This window comes from Nocardioides furvisabuli (assembly GCF_021083185.1).
GTDB classification, from domain to species: Bacteria; Actinomycetota; Actinomycetes; order Propionibacteriales; family Nocardioidaceae; genus Nocardioides; species Nocardioides furvisabuli.
In genome coordinates this window covers 64,449-86,992 of the sequence record NZ_JAIGQB010000012.1, presented here as the reverse complement: position 1 = coordinate 86,992, position 22,544 = coordinate 64,449, and the positions used below count along the sequence as shown (strand labels likewise).

Annotated in this window: 21 protein-coding genes; 14 read left to right on the top strand and 7 right to left on the bottom strand. The window is 71.1% G+C overall.

Features of this window, described 5'->3' with window-relative positions; translation table 11 throughout:
* The first annotated feature begins 90 nt into the window (after positions 1–90).
* Genes K4G59_RS18500 through glpX form a run of 5 tightly spaced genes read left to right on the top strand, consistent with a single transcriptional unit; the run spans position 91 to position 4,023 of the window.
* The gene (locus K4G59_RS18500) at positions 91–498 is read left to right on the top strand and encodes a TOBE domain-containing protein (protein WP_231252536.1); all 408 of its coding nucleotides are present in this window, start codon (positions 91–93) and stop codon (positions 496–498) included.
* Positions 495–1,259 carry a molybdate ABC transporter substrate-binding protein gene (modA, locus tag K4G59_RS18495; protein ID WP_231252535.1) on the top strand — a complete coding sequence of 255 codons (765 nt, stop codon included), beginning with the start codon at positions 495–497 and terminating at the stop codon, positions 1,257–1,259. Before K4G59_RS18500 ends, modA begins: the two co-directional genes overlap by 4 nt.
* Positions 1,256–2,038 carry a molybdate ABC transporter permease subunit gene (gene modB, locus K4G59_RS18490; protein WP_231252534.1) on the top strand — a complete coding sequence of 261 codons (783 nt, stop codon included), beginning with the start codon at positions 1,256–1,258 and terminating at the stop codon, positions 2,036–2,038. The genes modA and modB overlap by 4 nt, the downstream gene beginning before the upstream one ends.
* The gene (locus tag K4G59_RS18485) at positions 2,038–2,988 is read left to right on the top strand and encodes a sulfate/molybdate ABC transporter ATP-binding protein (RefSeq protein WP_231252557.1); all 951 of its coding nucleotides are present in this window, start codon (positions 2,038–2,040) and stop codon (positions 2,986–2,988) included. Before modB ends, K4G59_RS18485 begins: the two co-directional genes overlap by 1 nt.
* A 30-nt stretch (positions 2,989–3,018) precedes the next feature.
* The gene (gene glpX, locus K4G59_RS18480) at positions 3,019–4,023 is read left to right on the top strand and encodes a class II fructose-bisphosphatase (protein ID WP_231252533.1); all 1,005 of its coding nucleotides are present in this window, start codon (positions 3,019–3,021) and stop codon (positions 4,021–4,023) included.
* Here glpX and K4G59_RS18475 read toward each other — a convergent pair.
* Positions 3,988–4,821: an alpha/beta fold hydrolase gene (locus K4G59_RS18475; RefSeq protein ID WP_231252532.1), complete on the bottom strand. Its 834-nt coding sequence runs from the start codon at positions 4,819–4,821 to the stop codon at positions 3,988–3,990. The genes glpX and K4G59_RS18475 overlap by 36 nt on opposite strands.
* A gap of 91 nt (positions 4,822–4,912) precedes the next feature.
* Here K4G59_RS18475 and K4G59_RS18470 point away from each other — a divergent pair, with 91 nt between their 5' ends.
* A complete protein-coding gene (locus K4G59_RS18470; RefSeq protein WP_231252531.1) occupies positions 4,913–5,836 on the top strand; it encodes an alpha/beta fold hydrolase in 924 nt (307 codons plus the stop codon).
* Between the two features lie 67 nt (positions 5,837–5,903).
* Here the strand turns inward: K4G59_RS18470 and galK are convergent, their stop codons facing one another.
* Positions 5,904–7,016 (bottom strand): galactokinase, encoded by a 1,113-nt coding sequence (gene galK / locus K4G59_RS18465; RefSeq protein ID WP_231252530.1) that lies wholly within the window; start codon positions 7,014–7,016, stop codon positions 5,904–5,906.
* Positions 7,017–7,119: 103 nt separating this feature from the next.
* On the opposite strand from galK, the gene K4G59_RS18460 reads away from it, so the two are divergent.
* Genes K4G59_RS18460 through K4G59_RS18445 form a run of 4 tightly spaced genes read left to right on the top strand, consistent with a single transcriptional unit; the run spans position 7,120 to position 11,429 of the window.
* A complete protein-coding gene (locus K4G59_RS18460) occupies positions 7,120–8,412 on the top strand; it encodes an extracellular solute-binding protein (protein WP_231252529.1) in 1,293 nt (430 codons plus the stop codon).
* A complete protein-coding gene (locus tag K4G59_RS18455) occupies positions 8,409–9,347 on the top strand; it encodes a carbohydrate ABC transporter permease (protein ID WP_231252528.1) in 939 nt (312 codons plus the stop codon). The genes K4G59_RS18460 and K4G59_RS18455 overlap by 4 nt, the downstream gene beginning before the upstream one ends.
* Positions 9,347–10,177 carry a carbohydrate ABC transporter permease gene (locus tag K4G59_RS18450; RefSeq protein WP_231252527.1) on the top strand — a complete coding sequence of 277 codons (831 nt, stop codon included), beginning with the start codon at positions 9,347–9,349 and terminating at the stop codon, positions 10,175–10,177. The genes K4G59_RS18455 and K4G59_RS18450 overlap by 1 nt, the downstream gene beginning before the upstream one ends.
* Positions 10,178–10,184: 7 nt before the next feature.
* The gene (locus tag K4G59_RS18445) at positions 10,185–11,429 is read left to right on the top strand and encodes an ABC transporter ATP-binding protein (RefSeq protein WP_231252526.1); all 1,245 of its coding nucleotides are present in this window, start codon (positions 10,185–10,187) and stop codon (positions 11,427–11,429) included.
* A gap of 43 nt (positions 11,430–11,472) precedes the next feature.
* Here the strand turns inward: K4G59_RS18445 and K4G59_RS18440 are convergent, their stop codons facing one another.
* Both K4G59_RS18440 and K4G59_RS18435 read right to left on the bottom strand, forming a co-directional pair.
* Positions 11,473–13,107 carry an alpha-amylase family glycosyl hydrolase gene (locus tag K4G59_RS18440; RefSeq protein WP_269210423.1) on the bottom strand — a complete coding sequence of 545 codons (1,635 nt, stop codon included), beginning with the start codon at positions 13,105–13,107 and terminating at the stop codon, positions 11,473–11,475.
* A 310-nt stretch (positions 13,108–13,417) separates the two neighbouring features.
* Positions 13,418–14,503 (bottom strand): ABC transporter ATP-binding protein, encoded by a 1,086-nt coding sequence (locus tag K4G59_RS18435; RefSeq protein WP_231252524.1) that lies wholly within the window; start codon positions 14,501–14,503, stop codon positions 13,418–13,420.
* Between the two features lie 304 nt (positions 14,504–14,807).
* Between K4G59_RS18435 and K4G59_RS18430 the strand changes: the two genes are divergently transcribed.
* From K4G59_RS18430 to K4G59_RS18420, 3 genes are all read left to right on the top strand, one after another.
* A complete protein-coding gene (locus tag K4G59_RS18430; RefSeq protein WP_231252523.1) occupies positions 14,808–16,184 on the top strand; it encodes an ABC transporter substrate-binding protein in 1,377 nt (458 codons plus the stop codon).
* Between the two features lie 69 nt (positions 16,185–16,253).
* Positions 16,254–17,240 carry a carbohydrate ABC transporter permease gene (locus K4G59_RS18425; RefSeq protein ID WP_231252522.1) on the top strand — a complete coding sequence of 329 codons (987 nt, stop codon included), beginning with the start codon at positions 16,254–16,256 and terminating at the stop codon, positions 17,238–17,240.
* On the top strand, positions 17,237–18,184 hold the full coding sequence (locus K4G59_RS18420; protein ID WP_231252521.1) for a carbohydrate ABC transporter permease: 948 nt from the start codon (positions 17,237–17,239) through the stop codon (positions 18,182–18,184). The genes K4G59_RS18425 and K4G59_RS18420 overlap by 4 nt, the downstream gene beginning before the upstream one ends.
* On the opposite strand, the gene K4G59_RS18415 is transcribed toward K4G59_RS18420, so the two are convergent.
* Positions 18,174–19,559, bottom strand: coding sequence for a GH1 family beta-glucosidase (locus K4G59_RS18415; protein WP_231252520.1), 1,386 nt, complete (start codon positions 19,557–19,559; stop codon positions 18,174–18,176). The genes K4G59_RS18420 and K4G59_RS18415 overlap by 11 nt on opposite strands.
* A 38-nt stretch (positions 19,560–19,597) precedes the next feature.
* On the opposite strand from K4G59_RS18415, the gene K4G59_RS18410 reads away from it, so the two are divergent.
* A complete protein-coding gene (locus K4G59_RS18410) occupies positions 19,598–20,674 on the top strand; it encodes a LacI family DNA-binding transcriptional regulator (RefSeq protein WP_231252519.1) in 1,077 nt (358 codons plus the stop codon).
* Here the strand turns inward: K4G59_RS18410 and K4G59_RS18405 are convergent.
* Positions 20,668–21,315 carry a DUF1707 SHOCT-like domain-containing protein gene (locus tag K4G59_RS18405; protein ID WP_231252518.1) on the bottom strand — a complete coding sequence of 216 codons (648 nt, stop codon included), beginning with the start codon at positions 21,313–21,315 and terminating at the stop codon, positions 20,668–20,670. The two genes, K4G59_RS18410 and K4G59_RS18405, sit on opposite strands and share 7 nt — an antisense overlap.
* A gap of 80 nt (positions 21,316–21,395) precedes the next feature.
* Positions 21,396–22,472, bottom strand: coding sequence for a flavin-containing monooxygenase (locus K4G59_RS18400; protein ID WP_231252517.1), 1,077 nt, complete (start codon positions 22,470–22,472; stop codon positions 21,396–21,398).
* Positions 22,473–22,544: the final 72 nt, after the last annotated feature.

Sequence of the window (22,544 nt, the reverse complement as noted above, 5' to 3'; positions counted from 1 at the left end):
CTCGGTAGTCCGGACGCCAGCGGGGCACCGCGGATCCGCACGAGCGGATCTCTCCGCCGAAGATGACCGCAGATGCGGCATACTGCCAGCGTGATCACCTACCGAATCGCGGAGGCCGCAGAGATCCTGGCCGTCAGCGACGACACCGTACGCCGCTGGGTGGACGCCGGTCGGCTCCCCTCCCAGCGCGTCGGCGGCCGCACCACCGTGGCCGGGACGGACCTCGCCGAGCTGGCCGAGCACCTGGCCGAGACCGGCGAGGTGACCGAGCGCGACCGCACCCGGGCCAGCTCGGTGAGCGCGCGCAACCGGATGAGCGGCATCGTCACCCGGGTCAAGCGCGACCACGTGATGGCCCAGGTCGAGATGATCTGCGGGCCCTACCGCGTGGTGTCCCTGATGAGCAGCGACGCCGCCGACGAGCTCGGGCTCGAGCCGGGCGCGCGCGCGATCGCCAGCGTGAAGTCGACGAACGTGATCGTCGAGGTGCCTTCATGAGGAGGACGGCGCTCGCGGGGCTCCTTCTGCTCGTGCCCCTCGCCGCCTGCAGCGGGGACGGCGACGACGGCGAGCAGACCCTCACCGTGCTCGCCGCCGCGAGCCTCACCGAGACCTTCACCGAGCTCGCCGCGACCTTCGAGGACGAGCACCCCGGGGTCGAGGTCGAGCTGGTCTTCGGCTCCTCGACGACGCTGGCCGAGCAGGCGGCCGACGGCGCACCGGGGCGGGTGCTGGCCACCGCGGACGAGGTCTCGATGGGCGTGGCCGACGACGCCGGCGTGCTCGCCACGGCACCGGAGCCGTTCGTGGGCAACACCCTCACCGTCGTCACCCCGCCCGACAACCCGGCCGGCATCACCTCCCTCGACGACCTCGACGCCCCCGGTGTCGACTACGTCGTGTGCGCGTCCACCGCTCCGTGCGGCGCCGCCGCCGAAGAACTCCTCGACTCCGCGGGCATCGAGGCCCCGCCCGCGAGCGAGGAGGTCGACGTCAAGGCGGTGCTGGCGCGGGTCGTGCAGGGTGAGGCCGACGCCGGGCTCGTCTACCGCACCGACGCGGTCGCGGCCGGCGACGACGTCGCCGAGGTCGCGATCCCCGACGCGGACGACGTCACCACCACCTACGTCGTCGCCCCGCTGTCCGGCGCCGCCGGCGCGAGCGCCGACCTGGCGGCCGAGTTCGTCGCTCTGGTGCGCAGCGAGGAGGCCCGGGCGGTCTTCACCCGGGCGGGCTTCGGCGAGGTCGCGTCCCCGTGACCGGCCCGCGGCTCGGCCGCGCTCCCGCGGTCCTGCTCGTCCCCGCCGTCGTCGGCGTCGCGCTCCTCGTGGTGCCGCTGGTCACCCTCGTCGTGGCCACCCCGTGGCGCACGCTGCCCGAGCACCTCGGATCGCAGGTGGTGCGCGAGGCGCTGGTGATCACCGCGCTCAGCAGCCTGCTGACCGTGGTGGCGTGCGTCCTGCTCGGCACCCCCCTGGCCTGGCTGCTGGCCCGCGTCGACTTCCGCGGCCGGCGCGTCGTGCGCGCCCTCGTGCTCGTCCCCCTGGTCCTGCCTCCGGTCGTGGCGGGAGTCGCGCTGGTCACCGCCCTCGGGCGCAGCGGGCTCATCGGGCAGCACCTGCCGTTCACGCTCCCCTACACGACCTCCGGCGTCGTGGTGGCCCACACGTTCGTGTCCCTCCCGTTCTACGTGCTCGCCGTCGAGGGGGCGCTGCGCACCCACGGGGCGTCGTACGACGTCGTGGCAGCGACGCTGGGCGCCGACAGGTGGACCGCCTTCCGCCGCGTCACCCTGCCGCTCGCGCTGCCGGGGGTGCTGGCCGGCAGCGCGCTGGCCTGGGCGCGCAGCCTGGGCGAGTTCGGCGCGACGATCACCTTCGCGGGCAACTACCCCGGCACCACACAGACGATGCCGAGCCTGATCTACGTCGCCCTCAACTCCGACCCGACGGTCGCGCGCACCCTCAGCCTGATCCTGCTGGCGCTGTCGGTGGGCGTGCTGGTGCTGCTCCGCGAGCGTTGGGCGGTGGGCCGGTGATGCGCGTCGAGGTCGACCTCAGGGGACGGGTGTGCGCCGACGTCAGCGCGGCGGCCGGTGAGGTGCTGGTGGTCATCGGACCCAACGGCGCCGGCAAGTCCACGCTGCTGCGCGCGATCGCCGGCCTCGAGCCCGGGCGGGTCCGGGTCGGGGACGACGACTGGACCGACCGCGAGGTCCCCCGCCGCCGGGTCGGCTACGTCTTCCAGGACCAGAGCCTCTTCCCGCACCTGTCCGCCCTCGACAACGTCGCCTTCGGACCGCGAGCGCGCGGTCGCAGCCGGCGCGAGGCCGACGCCGCCGCCCGTGGGTGGCTGGAGCGCTTCGGCATCCCCGACCTCGCCGGCCGCAAGCCGCGCGAGCTCTCCGGGGGCCAGGCGCAGCGCGTGGCCATCGCCCGGGCCCTCGCCACCGACCCCGACGTGCTGCTCCTCGACGAGCCCTTCACCGGACTCGACGTCTCAGCCCAGATGGCCCTGCGCAACGAGCTGGGCGAGCACCTGCGCGACTTCGCCGGCGTCACCCTGCTCGTCACCCACGACGCGATCGACGCCGCCACCCTGGCCGACCGGGTGCTCGTGCTCGACGAGGGCCGGGTGGCGCAGGTCGGTCACCCGGCCGAGGTCGCCGCCGAGCCGCGTACGCCCCACGTCGCCCGGCTGGTCGGGCTCAACCTCGTCCCCGGCGGCGACGAGCTGATCGCCTTCCCCCCCGACGCGGTCACGGTGTCGCTGACGGAGCCGGAGGGGTCGTCGCGGCTGCGCTGGCGCGGCCCGGTCGCCACCCTCGCCCCGCACGGGGACGCCGTACGCCTGCTGGTGCACGCCGCCCCCGACCTGCTCGCCGACCTCACGCCGGCCGCGGCCGCCGAGCTCGGCCTCGTGCCCGGCCGCGAGGTCTGGTTGTCGGCCAAGGCGACGGCGGTGAGTCGCTACGGAGCCCGTGGCTGACCGCGGCGGGCGGTCGATACCATGCGCGCCATGAGCCCCTCTGCAGTCAAGCCCGACCGCAACCTCGCCCTCGAGCTGGTGCGGGTCACCGAGGCCGCCGCCATGGCCGCGGGCCGCTGGGTGGGCCGCGGCGACAAGAACGACGCCGACGGCGTGGCCGTCGAGGCCATGCGCGAGATGATCTCCACCATCGGCATGCGCGGCACCGTCGTGATCGGCGAGGGCGAGAAGGACAACGCCCCGATGCTCTTCAACGGTGAGGAGGTCGGCGACGGCACCGGCCCCGAGTGCGACGTCGCGGTCGACCCGATCGACGGCACCACGCTGACCGCCAAGGGCATGAACAACGCCATCGCCGTGCTCGCGGTGTCACCACGCGGCACGATGTACGACCCGAGTGCGGTCTTCTACATGGACAAGCTGGTCACCGGTCCCGAGGCCGCCGACGTCGTCGACATCCGCCTGCCGGTGAAGGAGAACATCTCCCGCGTGGCGAAGGCCAAGGGCCTCTCGATCCACGACGTCACCGTCGTGCTGCTCGACCGCCCGCGCCACGCCAGGCTGGTGGAGGACATCCGCGAGACCGGTGCCCGCATCAAGTACATCACCGACGGCGACGTGGCCGGCGCGATCATGGCCGCGCGCCCCGACACCGGCGTCGACCTGATGCTCGGCGTCGGCGGCACCCCGGAGGGCATCATCGCCGCCTGCGCGATGAAGTGCATCGGCGGCAAGATCCAGGGCAGGCTGTGGCCGCAGGACGACGACGAGCGCCAGCGCGCGCTGGAAGCGGGCCACAACCTCGACGCGGACTTCGTGCTCGGCACCGACGACCTCGTCACCGGCGACGACGCCTTCTTCGTGGCCACCGGCATCACCGACGGCGAGCTGATGCGCGGCGTGCGCTACCGCGGGGAGGGCGTCACGACGCACTCGCTGGTGATGCGCTCGCGCAGCGGGACGGTGCGCGAGATCACCGCCGAGCACCGGCTCTCGAAGCTACGCGCTCTCACCATGATCGACTTCGACAACTGACGGCACGCTGACCGGCCGCAACGCGACCGCGACCGCGGCGATCACCACGGGGTCGAAGGCCATGCCCACGTGGGAGGTGCGGACCTCGACCGCGCGGGCTGCGGGGTCGACGCACGCACGCCAGTCGACGATGCCGTCGCGGCGCGAGAAGATCGCGGTGAAGTCCACGTCGGCTCCGAGCACCGCACGCGCCTGCTCGAAGCTCTCCTGCGCGCAGTGGCCGGCGACGCAGTCCTCGGCCATCAGGTTGCGCAGGCCGGCGCGGTTGAGCCGCACCAGGAGATCGACGCTCCGCGCCAGCGACGCGTGGTGCGCGCCGGGAGCGAGCATCGGGCTGCCCATGGTGACGATGCCGGACACGAGGTCGGGGCGCCGGGCCGCGACGCCGCGCGCGAGCATGCCGCCGAGGCTGTGGCCCACCACGCGCACCCGCGAGCCGCGGCGCTGGGAGATCTCCTCCAGTCGCTCCTCGAGCTGGGCCGCGGCCGCCAGGGTGCACCCGACGTTGGCGCGGATGTCGGCGCGGTAGGTGCGGAAGCCTGCGTGACGCAGGGTGCGACTCATCGGCGCCAGCGAGGAGTCGCCGGCCAGGAAGCCGGGGACGAGCAGCACCGGCTCGCCGACCCGCACCGGGCGCGAGCCGTAGGGCGTACGACGACGAGCGCCGCGTGTCGTGAGGGCCTGCACGGCGTAGCGCGAGGCCTCGGTGACCAGCGATCCCTCGCGCAGCACCGCTGCCACCGATGGCTGGGAGAAGCCTTCCGGTGTCAGGAACGATGCCACTGTGCGCTGGGTCACAATCATCGAACCTAGCCCAGAGCCCGCAAGGAATGGGGGACGTGGCTCACTCTTACCCCTGTCGGGGTGAGGCGTCGTGTTCACTGGGGGCATGTCACCGCGTCGCCCCAGCACCGAGGATCCCACCGTCTCGGCGGAGCTGTTCGCACCCGTCGGCACCGAGGTCGAGCTGTGCTACCAGACCTTCGGCGACCCCGACGGCGAGCCGCTGCTGCTCGTGATGGGCCTCAGCGGACCCATGACGTGGTGGGACCAGGTCTTCTGCGAGCAGCTCGCGTCGGCCGGCTTCCACGTGGTGCGCTACGACAACCGCGACACCGGTCGCTCGTCGCGGATCGCGGCACCGGCGCGACCCGACCAGCTGGTCAAGGCGTTCGCCACCGGTCGGGCCAGCACGCCGTACACGATGTCGGACCTGGCCGGCGACGCCGTCGCGCTGCTGGACCACCTCGGCCTGGAGTCGGCGCACGTCGCGGGGGTGTCGATGGGCGGGATGATCGCCCAGACCGTCGCGATCGAGCACACCGCCCGCGTGCGGTCCCTGACGAGCATCAGCTCCACGACCGGCCGCCGGACGGTCGGCTGGCAGCACCCGTCGCTGCTGCCGCGGCTCATCGCCCCGCGCAAGGCCGGGCGCGACGCCTACGTCGAGAGCAGCCTGGTGATGTGGTCGCTGATCGGTTCGGCCGCCTATGCCTCGGACCCCGACGAGCTCCGCACCCGGGCGGAGGCCACCTTCGACCGCGGCGTCAGCGCCAGCGGCGCGGTGCGCCAGATGCTGGCGATCCTGACCCAGGACGACCGCACCCCGCGGCTGCGGAGCCTGCGGGTCCCGGCACTCGTGATCCACGGGACGGCCGACAAGATGGTCCACGTCAGCGGTGGCCGGTCCACCGCGGCAGCGATCCCCGGCGCCGAGCTGCTGCTGGTCGACGGCATGGGGCACGACCTGCCGGCGGAGCTCTTCGAGACGTTCGTCGAGGCGATCGGGCGTACGGCCGACCGGGCGTCTTGAGCCCCGAGGGATCCCCGGCTACCCGGGGAATCTCGAGGTTCCAGTGCGAAGTTTCGGGGGTGAGGCTTCAGCTTCCCCGGGTACCCGGGGAAAGCGACCGCGCTCCCGCCGCGGGCGCTGCGGTGAACAGGCTCGGCTGGCCGAAGCCGGCCTCGGCGAAGGCACGGCGCACGCCGTCACCGGCCACGTCGAGCAGCTCCTCGGGCACCAGGCCGATCACGCAGCCACCGAACCCGCCGCCGGTCATCCGGGCTCCGAGCGCCCCCGACTCGTGGAGGGCGTCGACCGCCGTGTCGACCTCGGGCACGGTGATGCGGAAGTCGTCGCGCATCGAGACGTGGGAGGCACTCAGCAGCGGGCCGAGGTCCTCCACCCGACCCTCGCGCAGCACCTCGACGGCCGCGAGCACCCGGGCGTCCTCGGTCACGACGTGGCGGACGTAGCGGCGCAGCTCGTCGTCGTTCAGCTCGGCGAGCGCGCCGTCGAGGTCGGCCTCGGTGACGTCGCGCAGCGCCGGCACGCCGAGGCGGCGCGCGGCCTCCTCGCAGCCGGCGCGACGCGCGGCGTACTCCCCGTCCGCGTGGCGGTGCGGCGCGCGGGTGTCGACGACCAGCACCGCGAGGCCGGAGCTTGCGGGGTCGAAGGGCACCGACTGCGACGTGAGGTCGCGCATGTCGCAGAAGAGCACGTGGCCGGCCTCGCCGCGCAGGCTGGCCAGCTGGTCCATCCCTCCGGTGGGGGCACCGACCGCGTCGTTCTCCACCCGCCGGCTCAGCGCGAGCCGCCCGTCCGGACCGAGGTCGAGCCCGAGGTGGTCGTCCAGCGCGCACACGACCGAGCAGACCAGCGCCGCCGACGACGAGAGACCGGCTCCGGTCGGCACGTCGGAGTCGACCTCGATGCGCAGGGCCGGCACGTCCACCCCGTCGTCGTGCAGCAGCCACAACGCACCCAGGACGTACGCCGCCCAGTCCGGCACGGCCTCCCGGTCGGCCAGGCCGGAGGGGCGCACGACGACGTCGCCGGACGCCTGTGCGGAAGAGACCGCCCAGCCGTCGGAGGCATCGGCCACCGTTGCGGTGCAACCCGCGTCCAGGGCGAAGGGCAGGACGAAGCCGTCGTTGTAGTCGGTGTGCTCACCGATGAGGTTGATGCGTCCGGGCGCGATCCAGCGACTCACGACGGGTCCTTCCGGGGGCTCATGCGAAGGGCGGTGGTGCGGTTGCCAAACCCTATCGCCAGAGGCTAGACCAGTGACCCGAGTCACTCATGAGGGAGGACGCATGGCATCCCGATCCAGGACCCGACCACGGGGTCGACCAGGAGCGAGGCGGATCGGCGGGCCGGCGGTCTCGCTGGCGCTCGCCTGCACCCTGCTCGCCGCATGCGGCGACGACAGCGGCACCCCCGAGCTGGTCTGGTACATCAACCCGGACAGTGGGGGCCAGGCCGCCGTCGCCGAGAACTGCTCGACCGACGACTACACGATCACCACCCAGGTGCTGCCGCAGGACGCCGGACAGCAGCGCATCCAGCTGGCTCGCCGCCTGGCAGCGGGTGACACCGAGATCGACCTGATGTCGCTGGACCCGCCGTTCACGGCCGAGTTCGCCGCAGCGGGCTACCTGGCCGAGATCCCCGAGGACCTCCAGCAGAAGTTCCGCGAGCAGGCCTTCGAGAGCGCCGCGGAGGCGGCGACCTGGGAGGACCAGCTCGTGGTGGCGCCGTTCTGGTCCAACACCCAGGTCCTCTGGTATCGCAAGTCCTTCGTGGACCAGACCGACCTCGACATGTCCCAGCCCGTCACGTGGGACCAGGTCATCGAGGCGGCGTCCCAGAACGGCGGCAAGATCGGCGTCCAGGCCAACAAGTACGAGGGCTACAGCGTGTGGGTCAACGCGCTCATCACCGGAGCCGGCGGCCAGATCGCCGAGAACACCGAGGCGGGGAACGAGGCCGACATCACCATCGACTCCGAGGCCGGCCGGGCCGCTGCCGAGGTGATCCAGAAGCTGGCCTCCTCCGAGGCGGCCCCCGCCGACATCTCGGTCTCCAACGAGGGCACCGCCGGGACGACCTTCGGCAGCGACCAGGGGTCGTTCCTCGTCAACTGGACCTACATCTGGGGCAACTACGGCGACGACCGGCTGGGCGGCGACATCGGGTTCGCCCGCTACCCGCAGACGGTCGAGGGCGAGGAGTCACGTCCGCCCTACGGCGGCATCGGGATCGGCGTCAGCGCCTTCTCCGACGAGGAGGAACGGGCCGTGCAGGCGCTGGAGTGCCTCACCGACCCGGAGAACCAGGCCGTCAACGCCGAGCTGACCGGCAACATGCCCTCGAGCTCCGCGGGCTATGACGAGCAGGCGGTGCAGGACCTGTTCCCGCCGGAGCTGATCGCCCTGTTCCAGGAGAGTCTCGAGGCGGCTGCTCCGCGCACCCTCACGCCCTACTGGAGCGACATCTCCGGAGCCATCCAGAGCACCTGGCACCCGCCGTCCAGCGTCGACGACCAGACGCCGGAGCAGTCGGCACAGTTCATCGAGGACGTGCTGCAGGGAAGGAGACTGCTGTGACCACCACCCTCTCGCGGCCACCGGCCGACACCAAGGTCCCGGCCGCGGAGTCCGATCGGTCCAAGGCCGAGAACCGGCTCGGGCAGAAGCTCGTCGCCCCCGCCGTCGTCCTGATGCTCCTGGTCACGGCGTACCCGATGATGCAGGCGCTCTACCTGTCGCTGTTCAACTACCGCCTCACCGCGCCCGACGACCGTGAGTTCGTCGGGCTCGGGAACTACGGGACGGTACTGACCGACAGCCTGTTCTGGCAGGACATGTGGAACACCGTGCTGATCATGGTCGTGACCGTCGCGGTGGAGCTGGTGATCGGCTTCGCGTTCGCGATGGTCATGCACCGTGTGATCTTCGCGCGCGGCGTGATCCGGACCTCGATCCTCATCCCGTACGGCATCATCACCGTCGTCTCGGCCTTCGCCTGGCAGTTCGCCTTCAGCCTCAACAACGGCTTCGTGAACTCGTGGGTGCCGTTCATCGAGGACAACTTCAACTGGTTCGGCGACCACTGGCCGGCGATGTTCGCCATCATGGTCTCGGAGATCTGGAAGACGACGCCGTTCATGGCGCTGCTCCTGCTGGCCGGTCTGTCGCAGGTGTCGGAGGACATGCTCGAGGCCGCCAAGGTCGACGGCGCCACGTGGTGGCAGCGGCTGTGGAAGGTGATCCTGCCCAACATGCGAGCGGCGATCATGGTCGCGGTCCTCTTCCGCGCACTCGACGCCTACCGCATCTTCGACAACATCTTCGTGATGACGCGAGGTGCCCAGGAGACCGAGTCGGTGTCGTTCCTGACCTATCGCCAGGTCATCGAGCAGGTCCAGCTGGGAGTGGGCTCCGCACTGTCGGTCCTCCTCTTCCTCAGCGTGCTGCTGCTGGCGTGGTTGATCATCAAGCTGTTCCGGGTGGACCTGGCGCAGGCGAGGGGTGAAGGCTGATGAGCCAGAAGAACAACATCGGGACCTGGATCGGCTTCGCGGCGATCCTGGTGTGGTGCCTGCTGCCAGTCGTGTGGATCATCTCGCTGTCCTTCAAGTCGGTCGACGAGACGGCCAGCGGCAGTCCGCAGTTCCTGCCCAAGGACCCGACCCTCGACAACTATCGCGACATCCTGTCCAACGGGGACTTCCTCGCCGCCCTGCGCAACTCGTTCGGGATCGCCCTCATCGCGACCTTCCTGGCCGTGGTGTTCGCGACCCTGGCGGCGTACGCGATCGCCCGGCTGGAGTTCAAGGGCAAGCGGCTGGTGCTGTCGCTGGCGCTGGCGATCGCGATGTTCCCGGTCGTCTCGCTCGTGGGACCCCTGTTCGACATGTGGCGCACGTTCGGCCTCTTCAACACCTGGCCGGGCCTGATCATCCCCTACATGTCGTTCACGCTGCCGCTGGCGATCTGGACCCTGTCAGCCTTCTTCCGCGAGATCCCGTGGGAGATGGAGCAAGCCGCCCAGGTGGACGGCGCCACGTCGTGGCAGGCCTTCCGCAAGGTCATCGTCCCGCTCGCCGCACCTGGCGTCTTCACGGCAGCGATCCTGACCTTCTTCTTCGCGTGGAACGAGTTCGTGCTCGCGATCTCGCTCACGTCCACGACCGGATCGCGGACGGTGCCGGCCCAGCTGTCCTACTTCGTGGGACCTGACCCGTTCAACCCGCCGTACGGGCAGCTGGCGACCGCCTCCGTGGTCGTCACGGTCCCCATCATCGTCATCGTCCTGTTGTTCCAGCGCAAGATCGTCGCCGGCCTCACCTCCGGCGCAGTGAAGGGGTGAAGCTCTCATGGCCGCCATCGAGATGAAGAACATCGTCAAGAGGTACGGCGACGGCTTCCCGGCCGTCAACGACATCAGCATCGACGTCGCGGACGGGGAGTTCCTCATCCTCGTCGGACCGTCGGGCTGCGGGAAGTCCACCCTGCTGCGCATGATCGTGGGGCTCGAGGACATCACCGACGGCGACATGATGATCGGGGGCAAGCGGGTCAACGACCTCGCTCCCCGCGACCGCAACCTCGCCATGGTGTTCCAGAACTACGCCCTCTATCCCCACCTGACGGTCTACGAGAACATCGCGTTCCCGTTGCGACTGGCCGGCGCCTCCGACTCCGAGGTGGACGAGAAGGTGCGCGAGGCGTCCAAGACGCTCGACCTCGACGAGCACCTCGATCGCAAGCCGGGCAACCTGTCGGGCGGCCAGCGCCAGCGCGTCGCCATGGGGCGCGCGATCGTGCGTGAGGCGGAGGCGTTCCTCTTCGACGAGCCGCTGTCGAACCTCGACGCCAAGCTGCGTGGGCAGATGCGCACGGAGATCTCCCGGCTCCAGAAGCGGCTGGGCATCACCACGGTCTACGTCACCCACGACCAGACCGAGGCGATGACGCTGGGTGACCGCGTCGCGGTGCTCAAGCGCGGGATCCTCCAGCAGCTCGCGTCGCCGCGCGAGCTCTACGAGAACCCGGCCAACCTGTTCGTCGCGGGCTTCATCGGCTCCCCGCCCATGAACTTCGTGCCCGCGAAGGTGGACGGCGACTACGTCGAGCTGCCCTTCGGCAAGGTCAGGATGCCGTCCGACAAGATCGCCACGGCCCAGGGCAAGGGCCTGCTCATCGCGGGCATCCGGCCCGAGCACTTCGAGGACGCCTCGGTGGTCGACTCGGACAAGCTCACCGACGAGACGACGTTCGACGCGCAGGTCGACGTCGTGGAGTGGCTGGGCAACGAGGCCTACGCCTACGTCCCGTTCGAGGCGCCCCCGGAGGTCCAGGAGCAGCTCACCCAGCTCGAGAAGGACCTCGACGGGGAGTCGATGCGCACCCAGCTCGTGATCTCCCTCGACGGTGCCAGTCGCATCAGCGAGGGCGACACCGCCACGATCTGGGTCGATGCCCGCAAGATCCACCTGTTCGACCCGGCAACGGGGGACAACCTCACGCTGGACGCCGAGCACGCCGGCATCGTCCCCGGCGCCGAGGCGGCCGCGAGGGCCGAGGAGGTCGGCAAGGAGCAGGACGCGGTACAGAGCTGAACCGCCGAGGCCCCGGGAGCGGTGCTCCCGGGGCCTCGTCGCGTCAGGTCACCGCGCCGACGTGGAGCCAGGCCGAGGCAAGGGGTGCCAGCCGCACCGCCCCGTCGCGGAGCTCGGGCACTGCGCCGGTGAGGGCGTCACGGAGCCCGTCGACGTGCAGCCCGAGCCAGTGCAGGACGTCGGCGGCCACCCAGGCCTCCTCGCCCGACACGTTGTGCGCGGCCAGCAGGGGGCCGTCGGGGTGGCGGCGCACGACCAGCAGCACCCGCGGGTCGCGGGGGTCCCAGATCTCGGTGGGCGAGGCGGCGTGCAGCTGCGGCAGACCGGCACGTACGCCGAGCAGGTGGCGCAGGCCGGCGGTGATGCCGTGCGGGTCCTCCCCCGCCGCGACCACGTCCCACGGCATCCGGGGCCGGTGCACCCAGCGGTTGTCGTCGGCGTGCGCCGGGTCGTCGGCCCAGCCCGCGTCGTTGAGCAGCCCGAGCTCGTCACCCATCCACACCACCGGGATGCCCCCGAAGGAGCAGACCACGGCGTACGCCAGCAGGATCCGCGCCGCGGCACCCGGGTCGCCGGCCTCCAGGCCGGCGAGCGATGCAGTGCTGCCCGAGATGCGCCGGTCCCCGGTCGCCTCGTTGTGCTGGAAGACCAGGCCGCGCGCCCACGAGCCGGGGAACGCCCCGCAGTACCAGTCGGACAGGAAGCGACGGTGGGCGAACGGGTCGATCCCGACTGCGAGCGCGTCGTCGTCGGCGATCGCCCAGCCGATGTCGTCGTGGCAGCGGACGTAGGTGATCCAGGCCGTCGTGGACGGCGGTTGCGGCAGCTGTTGGAGGGCACGGGTGGCGAGCCGCACCTCCCCCGAGGCGAGCATCGACCAGACCTGGACCATCAGCCCGTTGTGGTAGGCCAGGTCGCTCACCCGACCGGCGTGCTCGCCGACCCCCAGGTAGGCCGGCAGGTCGGCCGGACCGACGATCGCCTCGGCCTTGAACGCCACGGCCGGGGCCGCGACCCGGGCCACCGTCCGCAGCGCCCGGGTGAGCTCGTGCACCTCCGGCTGGTTCTGGCAGTCGGTGCCCAGCCGCTTCCACAGGAACGCGATCGCGTCGAGACGGAACACCTCGACGCCCACGTTGGCCAGGGCCAGGATGATGTCGGCGAACTCGCAGAGCACCGCCGGGTTCGACCAGTCGAGGTCCCACTGGTAGTCGTTGAAGGTCGTCCAGACCCAGGCGTCGAGCTCGTCGTCGAAGGTGAAGTTGCCCGGCGCGAAGTCGGGGAAGACCTCCGGCAGCGTGGCCTCGTAGGCGTCGGGCACCGCGCGGTCCTCGTGGACGTGGAAGTAGGCGCGCCGGTCCCGGTCGCCGGCGCGCGCGGCCGCGGCCCAGGCGTGCTCCCGGGCCACGTGGTTGAGCACCAGGTCCAGGCACAGGCTGATCCCCTCGGCGCGCAGCGTCCGGGTGAGTGCGCGCAGGTCGTCGACGTCACCGAGGTCGGGGCGCACGGAGCGGTAGTCCATGACGGCGTAGCCACCGTCGTTGGGCGCTGGACGGGGCGTCAGCAGCGGCATCAGGTGGAGGTATCCCACGCCCAGGTCGCGGAGGTACGCCGTGCGCTCGCCCACGCCGCGCAGGGTGCCGGCGAAGCGGTCCGCGTAGGCGGCGTAGCCGACCATCGAGGGTCGCTGGAACCAGTCCGGCTCGCGCAGCCGTTGGTCGTCGAGCGCGCGCAGGTCGTCGGGGCGCTCGGCGTGGGCCGCGCGCGCGATCGCGACGAGGCGCTCGGCGACGTCGGGGGCGGCGTCGCCGTAGACCCGCTCGAGGGTGGCGCGGAGGTCGGGGAGGTCCGCCTCGAGGCGGGCGGCGAAGCCCGGGTCAGGATCCGGGGTGCTGGCGGTCACGGGAGCGGAGGGGCGCGATGTCCGGCGACACCCGGTGCGCGGCGCGCAGGTCGGTCGGACCCGCACGCCGCGCAACCGGGGACGCTCAGTCGGACAGCCGCTCGCCGGACTCGGTGTCGAACACGTGGACGTGCTCGGGATCCGTGGTGACGTACAGCGTCTCCCCCTTGTGCGGGTGGTGCCGGCCTGCCACGCGCACGATCACGCTGGACGGCAGGCCCTCGACGTCGCAGGTGCCGTAGACGAAGCTGTCGGCACCGAGCTCCTCGACGACCGTCACCTTCACGGGCAGGCCGCCCTCCTCGGCGGTGACGAGGCGCCAGTTCTCCGGGCGTACGCCCACGGTCACCGCACCACGCATCTTCTTCTTGGCCCCGGGGTCGACCGGCACGGCGTAGCCGCCGACCTTGACCGTGCCGTCCTCACCGGCGACGCCCTCGAGGAGGTTCATCTGGGGCGAGCCGATGAAGCCGGCCACGAAGAGATTGGCGGGCTTGTCGTAGAGCTTGAGCGGGGTGTCGACCTGCTGGAGCACGCCGAGCTTCATGACCGCCACGCGGTCGCCCATCGTCATCGCCTCGACCTGGTCGTGCGTGACGTAGACGGTGGTGACGCCGAGGTCCTGCTGGAGGCGGGCGATGTCGGTGCGCGTCTGGACGCGCATCTTCGCGTCGAGGTTGGACAGCGGCTCGTCCATGCAGAAGACCTGAGGGGCGCGCACGATCGCGCGACCCATCGCGACGCGCTGGCGCTGGCCACCCGAGAGCGCCTTGGGCTTGCGCTGGAGGAACTCGGTCAGGCCGAGGATCTCCGCAGCCTTCGCCACCCGCTGCTTGCGCTCCTCAGTGGGGACCTTGGCCATCTTGAGCGAGAACGCCATGTTCTCCTCGACCGACATGTGGGGGTAGAGGGCGTAGTTCTGGAAGACCATCGCGATGTCGCGGTCCTTGGGCGGGATGGTGGTCACGTCGCGGTCACCGATGTAGATGTGTCCGTCGTTGACCTCCTCCAGGCCGGCGAGCATGCGCAGCGTGGTGGACTTGCCGCAGCCCGACGGGCCGACGAGGACCATGAACTCGCCGTCCTCGATCTCCAGGCTGATGCCCGGAACCGCTGGTTCGTCGGCCCCGGGATACCACCGCTGGGCCTTGTCGAACGTCACTGATGCCATAGCTGTTCTTCTCCTTCACCGGCAGGTACGTGCCGGACGATCCGAGTGGAAGGTGGGGCGTGGACCCGCGTGATGCGTGTCACACGCGACCCACCCTAACCCGGCGCCCCGGACCTCGGCCGGGGCGGTCGCCGGAGAGCCGGAGTTACTCAATCGTGACTAGACCAGCGTTGACGTGCGCCATGCGCAAACGTTTTCATCGAAGGGTGACGGCTGTCACATGCAAGGACAGCCACCCGCGCAGACCAGGAGCCGGGGCGCAGATCCCGCCGTGGCCGCACCCAGAGGAGAGGGAAACCGCGACATGAGAAACATTCGGACCCGAAAGGGCATCGCGACGATCGCCGTCGTGGCGATGTCCGGACTCGGACTCGCCGCATGCGCCGACGACAGCGGCGACGGAGGCACCAACGAAGCCGGTGGCACGGCGCCGGGCGCAGGCCAGGAGGAGTGCGCCCAGCTCGAGCAGTTCGGCGACCTGACCGGCAGGGAGGTCAGCGTCTACACCTCGATCATCGCTCCCGAGGACGCCGTCCACAAGGAGTCCTACAAGGTCTTCGAGGAGTGCACCGGAGCGACCGTGGCCTACGAGGGCTCCTCGGAGTTCGAGGCCCAGCTCGTCGTGCGCGTCCAGGGCGGCAACGCGCCCGACGTGGCCTACATCCCGCAGCCCGGCCTGCTCCAGACGCTGGTCCGCGACACCGGGTCCGTGGTGGAGGGCCCCAATCCGGTCTCCGACAACGTGGACGAGTTCTGGGGCGAGGACTGGAAGGCGTACGGCACCGTCGACGACACCTTCTACGCCGCCCCGCTCGGCGCCAACGTGAAGTCGTTCGTGTGGTACTCCCCGAAGATGTTCGAGAAGAACGGCTGGGAGATCCCCGAGACGTGGGACGACATGATCGCGCTGTCCGACGAGATCGCCGACTCGGGCACCAAGCCGTGGTGCGCGGGCATCGAGTCCGGTGACGCCACCGGCTGGCCGACCACCGACTGGCTCGAGGACGCCGTCCTGCGCGACGCCGGGCCCGAGGTCTACGACCAGTGGGTCAACCACGAGATCCCGTTCGACGACCCGGCCATCGTCGAGTCGCTGGACCGCGTGGGCGGCATCTTGAAGAACCCCGACTACGTCAACGGAGGCATCGGCGACGTGAAGTCCATCGCCACCACCTCCTTCCAGGAGGGCGGCATGCCGATCCTCGACGACAAGTGCGCCATGCACCGCCAGGCGTCCTTCTACGCCGCCCAGTGGCCCGAGGGCACCGACGTCTCCGAGAACGGCGACGTCTTCGCCTTCTACCTGCCGACCACGAGTGACGAGTTCGGCAACCCGGTGCTCGGTGGTGGCGAGTTCGTCGCAGCGTTCTCCGACGAGCCCGAGGTGCAGGCGTTCCAGACCTACCTGTCCTCCGACATCTGGGCCAACGAGAAGGCCAAGGCCGGCACGGGCTGGGTGAGCGCCAACAAGGGGCTCGACATCGCCAACCTGAGGAGCCCGGTCGACCAGCTGTCGGCGGAGATCCTGCAGGACCCCGACGCCGTGTTCCGCTTCGACGCCTCCGACCAGATGCCGGGCGCCGTGGGTGCCGGTTCCTTCTGGACCGGGATGACCGACTGGATCACCGGGGCGGACACCGAGAGCACCTTGAGCAAGATCGAGGGCACCTGGCCGAGCTGACCCGGTGAACGGGGCGCCCTGGCAGAGCCCGGGCGCCCCGTTCCCTCTCCCCCGAACCAGGAGGTCCGGATGACATCCACCGACAAGCTCATCCAGATGGCGATCGCCGTCGCGCTCTTCTTCGCCGTGACGGGCGCGATCCTGCTCCTCACCACGCGGTTGCGCTCGCGCAGCGGCGAGAGGGTGCAGGCGGCTGCGTTCATCGCGCCGTCGCTGCTGCTGATCGCGATCGGGCTGCTCTACCCCGCACTGCGCACCATCTACCAATCGTTCTTCGGATCGTCCTACGAGCCACTCGTCGGCGCCGACGGGGCCAACTTCGTCGGGCTCGACAACTACCGCCGGATCTTCACCAGCGAGGACCTGCTCCAGGTGCTGCAGAACACGGCCATCTGGGTCGTGCTCACACCGATCCTGGCCACGGGCTTCGGACTGATCTACGCGGTGCTCGTGGATCGCACGCGGTTCGAGAAGTTCGCCAAGGCGCTGATCTTCCTGCCGATGGCGATCTCGCTGGTCGGCGCCTCGATCATCTGGAAGTTCGTCTACGACTACAAGGCCAGTGAGCAGGGCCAGCTCGGTGTGCTCAACGGACTCCTCAAGGCCGTCGGCCTCGACACCTATCGCTTCTTGCTGACCGAGCCGTGGAACACGTTCTTCCTCATCGTGATCATCGTCTGGGTGCAAGCCGGTTTCGCGATGACCATCCTCTCCGCCGCCATCAAGGCGATCCCCGACGACATCGTCGAGGCGGCCAAGCTCGACGGCGTCAACGGCCTCAAGCTCTTCCGCTACATCACGGTGCCCAGCATCCGGCCTTCCCTGATCGTCGTGCTGACCACCATCAGCATCACCACGCTCAAGGTCTTCGACATCGTGCGCACCGCGACGGGCGGTCAGTTCGGCACCAGCGTGCTGGCCTACGAGTTCTACGTGCAGAGCTTCCGGTCCTTCGACTTCGGCCTCGGAGCGGCGCTCGCCACGTTGATCTTCATCCTCGTCCTGCCGATCGTCGTCTACAACATCCGACAGATGCGTCGCCTGGAGGCACGATGACCACCACGACACCCCCGGCACCACCCGTCCGCTCCACCCCCGCTCCGCCCAAGACCGCGAGCTCCGCTGCTCGTGACGCACTGTCCGGCAGGTGGGCCTCGGCCGCCGCCATCGTGATCGCGATCCTCTGGACACTGCCGACCTTCGGCCTCCTCGTCTCCTCCTTCCGACCGGAGGCCGAGGTGAAGAGCAACGGCTGGTGGAACGTCGTCACCGACCCGCAGTTCACCCTGGACTCCTACCGGCAGGTGATCACCGGTGCGGACGTCGACCTGGCGACCTACCTGATCAACTCGGTGGTCATCACGATCCCGGCGGTGCTGATCCCGATCAGCCTCGCCGTGATGGCCTCCTACGCCTTCGCGTGGATCCCGTTCCGCGGTCGCGACACCTTGTTCGTGGCGGTGTTCGCGCTCCAGATCGTCCCGATCCAGGTGACGATGATCCCGCTGCTCCGGCTCTACGTGGACCCGCCGTTCAACCTGATGCCGCTGGCCGGCAACGACGCGCCCGGCGGTGGTTTCTACACCGTGTGGATCTCGCACACGATCTTCGCGCTGCCGCTGGCGATCTTCCTGCTGCACAACTTCATGCGGGAGATCCCCGGCGAGCTGATCGAGTCCGCCCGCGTCGACGGCGCCGGGCACGTGCAGATCTTCTCCAAGATCATGCTCCCGCTGATGACACCCGCGATCGCGGCGTTCGGCATCTTCCAGTTCCTGTGGGTCTGGAACGACCTGCTGGTCGCGCTCGTCTTCGCCGGCGGCAACCCCTCGGTGTCCCCGTTGACGGTGCGACTGGCGGCCCTGGCCGGCCAGCGCGGCGAGGACTGGCACCTGCTCTCCGCAGGCGCGTTCGTCTCCCTGGTGGTCCCGCTGATCGTGTTCCTGTCGCTGCAGCGCTACTTCGTGCGTGGCCTGCTGGCCGGCAGCGTCAAGGGGTGAGCAGGCCGGCGGCGCCCCGTCCCCCGGCGGGCGCCGCCACCTGCTCTGCAAACCAGTGGTAGGACGCCTTGGGCGTCCGCGTGAGAGACGGAGAGGACCGGTCGACGTGCACCAGGCCGAACGTCTTGGCGTACCCCTCGGCCCACTCGAAGTTGTCGAGGAGCGTCCACACGAAGTATCCGCGCACGTCTGCGCCGGCGTCCCGCGCGCGGTCCACCGCGGCGAGGTGGTCACGCAGGTAGTCGATGCGGTCGGTGTCCTCGACCCGTCCGTCGACGACCTCGGTGTCGGCGCACGCGGCGCCGTTCTCGGTGATCACCAGCGGCAGCCCGGTGCGGCGGTGGGTCTCGACCAGCAGCTCCTCGAGCCCGCGGGGCTCGATCTCCCAGCCGATGTCGGTGCGCGGCTCGCGCACCACCAGGTCGAGTCGTTCCACGCCGGGGTAGGCCCCCTGCTCGGGGTGCGGCTCGCCCTCGCCTGTCCCCAGGGCGGGCCGGATCGGCGTGTAGTAGTTGATGCCGAGCCAGTCAGCGGATCCCTTGATGGCGTCGAGGTCGCCGGGCCGGACCAGGCCGGGGTCGGCCAGGACGGGGGCGATCGCCAGCATCCGCTCGTCGTACGCCCCGTCGACCAGCGGCCCCAGCCAGACGCGGTTGCGGATCGCGTCGACGCCGTCGGCGACGTCCGCGGCCTCGGGCGACTCGGGCCAGACGGGCGCCAGGTTGAGCACGATCCCGACGTGCGCGCCCGGCAGCGCCTCGCGGGCCCAGGCGTGGCCCAGCAGCAGGTGGTGGGCAGCCCTGTGCCCGGCCGCGCCCTCGCTGCGTCCCGGCGCGTGCACGCCCGCGGCGTAACCGAGGTAGGCCGCGCACCACGGCTCGTTGTGGGTCGCCCAGGACGTCACCCGGTCACCGAGGCGCTGGTGCGCCACACCGGCGTAATCGACGAACGCCTCGGCGGTCCGGCGCTCGAGCCAGCCGCCCTCGTCCTCGAGGGCCTGCGGCAGGTCCCAGTGGTAGAGCGTGGCGACCGGCTCGATGCCGGCCTCCAGCAGCCCGTCGACGAGGCGCTCGTAGTAGTCGAGGCCGCGCGTCTCGACGCGCCCCCGACCCTCGGGCAGGATGCGCGGCCACGCCAGGGAGAAGCGGTAGGCGTCGACGCCCAGGCCACGGATGAGCGCGATGTCGTCCTCGACGCGGTGGTAGGAGTCGCAGGCATCGACACCGTCGTCGCCGCCGACGACCCGGCCGGGCTCGGCGGTGAAGGTGTCCCAGATCGACGGGCCGCGGCCGTCCTCGGCCACCGCCCCCTCGATCTGGTACGACGCCGTGGCGACGCCGAGAGCGAGCGGGGACGAAGTGGTGGGCGTGGTCACACCCTCACTGTAGTGCCGGCCGGCGAGGGGGGAGGGCTGTGACCGAGGAGCACGATCCCGTTCCTGTCTCGCCCACGAGCCAGGTCAACATGGCCGACGTCGCGCGGCGTGCGGGTGTGTCCATCGCCACCGTGTCCCGGGCCCTGCGCGGGCTGCCGGGCGTCAGCCCCCGGACCCGCAGCCGCGTGCTGTCCACGGTCGAGGAGCTCGACTACGTGGTCTCCCCGGCCGCGTCCTCGCTGCGTGGGTCGACGCGGCGGGTGGCGGTGGTGCTCCCCCGTCTCGACAGCTGGTTCTCCTCCACGATGCTCGCCACCGTCGAGTCGACGCTGCGGCAGGCCGACCTCGACGTGCTCGTCTACCAGGTCGGCACCGAGGAGAAGCGCAGGCACTTCTTCCGCGACCTGCCGACCCGCCGCAAGGTGGACGCGGTCGTGCTGATCACGCTTCCGATCCGGGCCGAGGAGGAGGAGCGGCTCGACCTGATGGGCGTCGAGGTCGTGGTCGCCGGGTCGCGGCTGCGCGACTTCCCCTCGGTCAGCGTCGACGACGTCGCGATCGGCCGGGAGGCGGTCGAGCACCTCGTCGGGCTGGGCCACACCCGCATCGGCATGATCCGCACCAGCGACACCGACGGCGCCACGTGGGCCAGCGACGCCCACCGGCGCGCCGGCTACCTCGAGGCCCTGGCGCGCCACGGCCTGACCCCCGATCCCGCGCTCCTGGTGACGGCCGCCTACGGCGTCGACGCCGGAGCCGTCGGGATGGAGCAGCTGCTCGCCCTCCCCGACCCGCCGACGGCGGTCTTCTGCTACTCCGACGACATCGCGGTGGCCGCGACCACCGTGCTGCGCCACCACGGGCTGCGCGTGCCCGAGGACATCTCCCTCATCAGCGTCGACGGCCACGACCTCGGTGCGCTCTTCGGTCTGACCACCATCGACCAGCACGTCGTCGAGCAGGCCCGCGCGGCGAGCAGGATGGTGCTCGACCTCCTCGCCGGCCTCGACCTGGCCGAGGACCGCATCACGCTGCCCACCCACCTGGTCGTGCGCGGCTCCACCGCGCCGCCCGCGAGGTCACGCAGCCGCTCGCGCCAGCACGTCCGTCAGTAGGTGCCGAGGTACTTGCGGGGCGTGCCGGGGGCGGGCAGCCGCTGCACCTGCACCGAGCCCATGAGCGCGACGCCGCGCACGCGCACCGTCGGTGAGTCGGGCCCCACCTCGGCCGGCACGCGGTCCTTGCCTTGGCCGTAGTCGCCCATGATCGGCGTGCCGTCGACGACGACGTGCATGTGCGCGGGAACCACGATCTTCACCTCGCCCATGATCGCGCTGGCGTTGATCTGGATGTGCGGTCCGGCGAGGATCGCCTCGCGCAGGTCGAGGGTCACGCTGCCCATCAGCGAGAACGCCGAGTGGTGCTCCGGGACGTGCCACACGCCACGGCGCGTGCAGTCGCCCATGACGGCCGTCGAGGAGGTGTGCCCGACGGCAGGCACCCCGGACGGCGTACGCCGAACGGGAGCCGCAGCCGGGGGCGCGACCGGTCCGGCGGCCTGGAGGTCGAGGGTGATGGGCACCAGGTCGCCGTAGGTCTTGGCCTGCCAGGTCAGCTCCAGCCGCTCCTCGAGCTCGTCGAGGTCGATGCGTCCCTCGCCCGCGGCGTCGCGCAGCACGTCGGCGACGCGCTGGCGGTCGGCGTCGGAGACGCGCATCTGCGACGGGTCGTGCGGGCGGTCCTCGATCTCCCCCATGCCCGTCAGGATAGCGAGGCGGCGCGGGACTGCTCCGTGACAGTCGTCAGGGGCCCGCGACGTGCTGGTGGCCCTTGCCGTCAGGCGCTCAGTCCCTCGGTCCCGCCCGGAGCGAGGAACCGCGACACCGCGAGGGCTGCCTGGCGACCCGCCCGGGAAGCACCGACGGTGCTGGCCGAGGGCCCGTAGCCGACCAGCTGCACCCGCGGGTCCCGCACGGCCGTCGTCGCGCCCTGGACGTTGCCGCGCACGGGCTCGAGGGCGATCCCGCCCTCTGCCGAGCGCAGGCCCAGCGGGGCCAGGTGGTCGAGCGCCGGACGGAACCCGGTGGCCCACACGATCGCGTCGACCGGCTCGAAGCGGCCATCCGCCCAGCGGACGCCGTCCGACTCGATGCGCGCGAACGCCGGCAGCCGGTCGTACGCCCCGAGCCGGGCCGCCTCCCACTCCTGGGGTCGCAGCGCCAGGCCGGTCACGCTGACCACGCTGGCCGGCGGCAGCCCGCGGCGTACGCGCTCCTCGACCGCGGTCACCGCGGCGAGCCCGGCGGCCGCGTCGAAGCCCTCGCGCCACACCGGCTCGCGCCTGGTCACCCACAGCGTGTCGGCCACGGGCGCGAGCTCGCCGAGGTGCTGCACGGCCGACGCACCACCGCCCACCACCAGCACCCGCAGGCCACGGAAGTGCGCGGGCCCGGGATAGTCGGCGGTGTGCACCTGCTCGCCGGCGAACGTGTCGATGCCCGGGTAGTAGGGCACGAACGGCCGGGTCCAGGTGCCGGTGGCGTTGACCAACGTGCGGGTGCGCCACTCGCCGCGGTCGGTCCGCACGACCAGCAGGTCGTCCTCGCTGTCGACGCGGCTCACGCGCACCGGCCGCACGACCGGCAGGTCGTGGCGTCGCTCGTAGGCGTCGAAGTAGTCCGGGACCACGACGTTGGCCGGCAGCCGTGAGGCCTGAGGCGCCTCCGAGCCGGGGAGGTCCGCGACACCGTGCACGTCGTCCATGCCGAGCGACCCCCAGCGGTGCTGCCAGGCTCCCCCGGCACGCGGGTTGGCGTCGAGCACCTGGTGCTCGATCCCGCGACGACGCAGGAAGTACGACGACGCGAGGCCGGCCTGGCCGGCGCCGACGACGAGCGAGTCCCAGACCTCCACGTCGGCAGAACGACCGGCAGGCCGCATCTATGCCCGCCCTGTCCCCGCGCCCAGCACCGTGGCAGCCTCGGG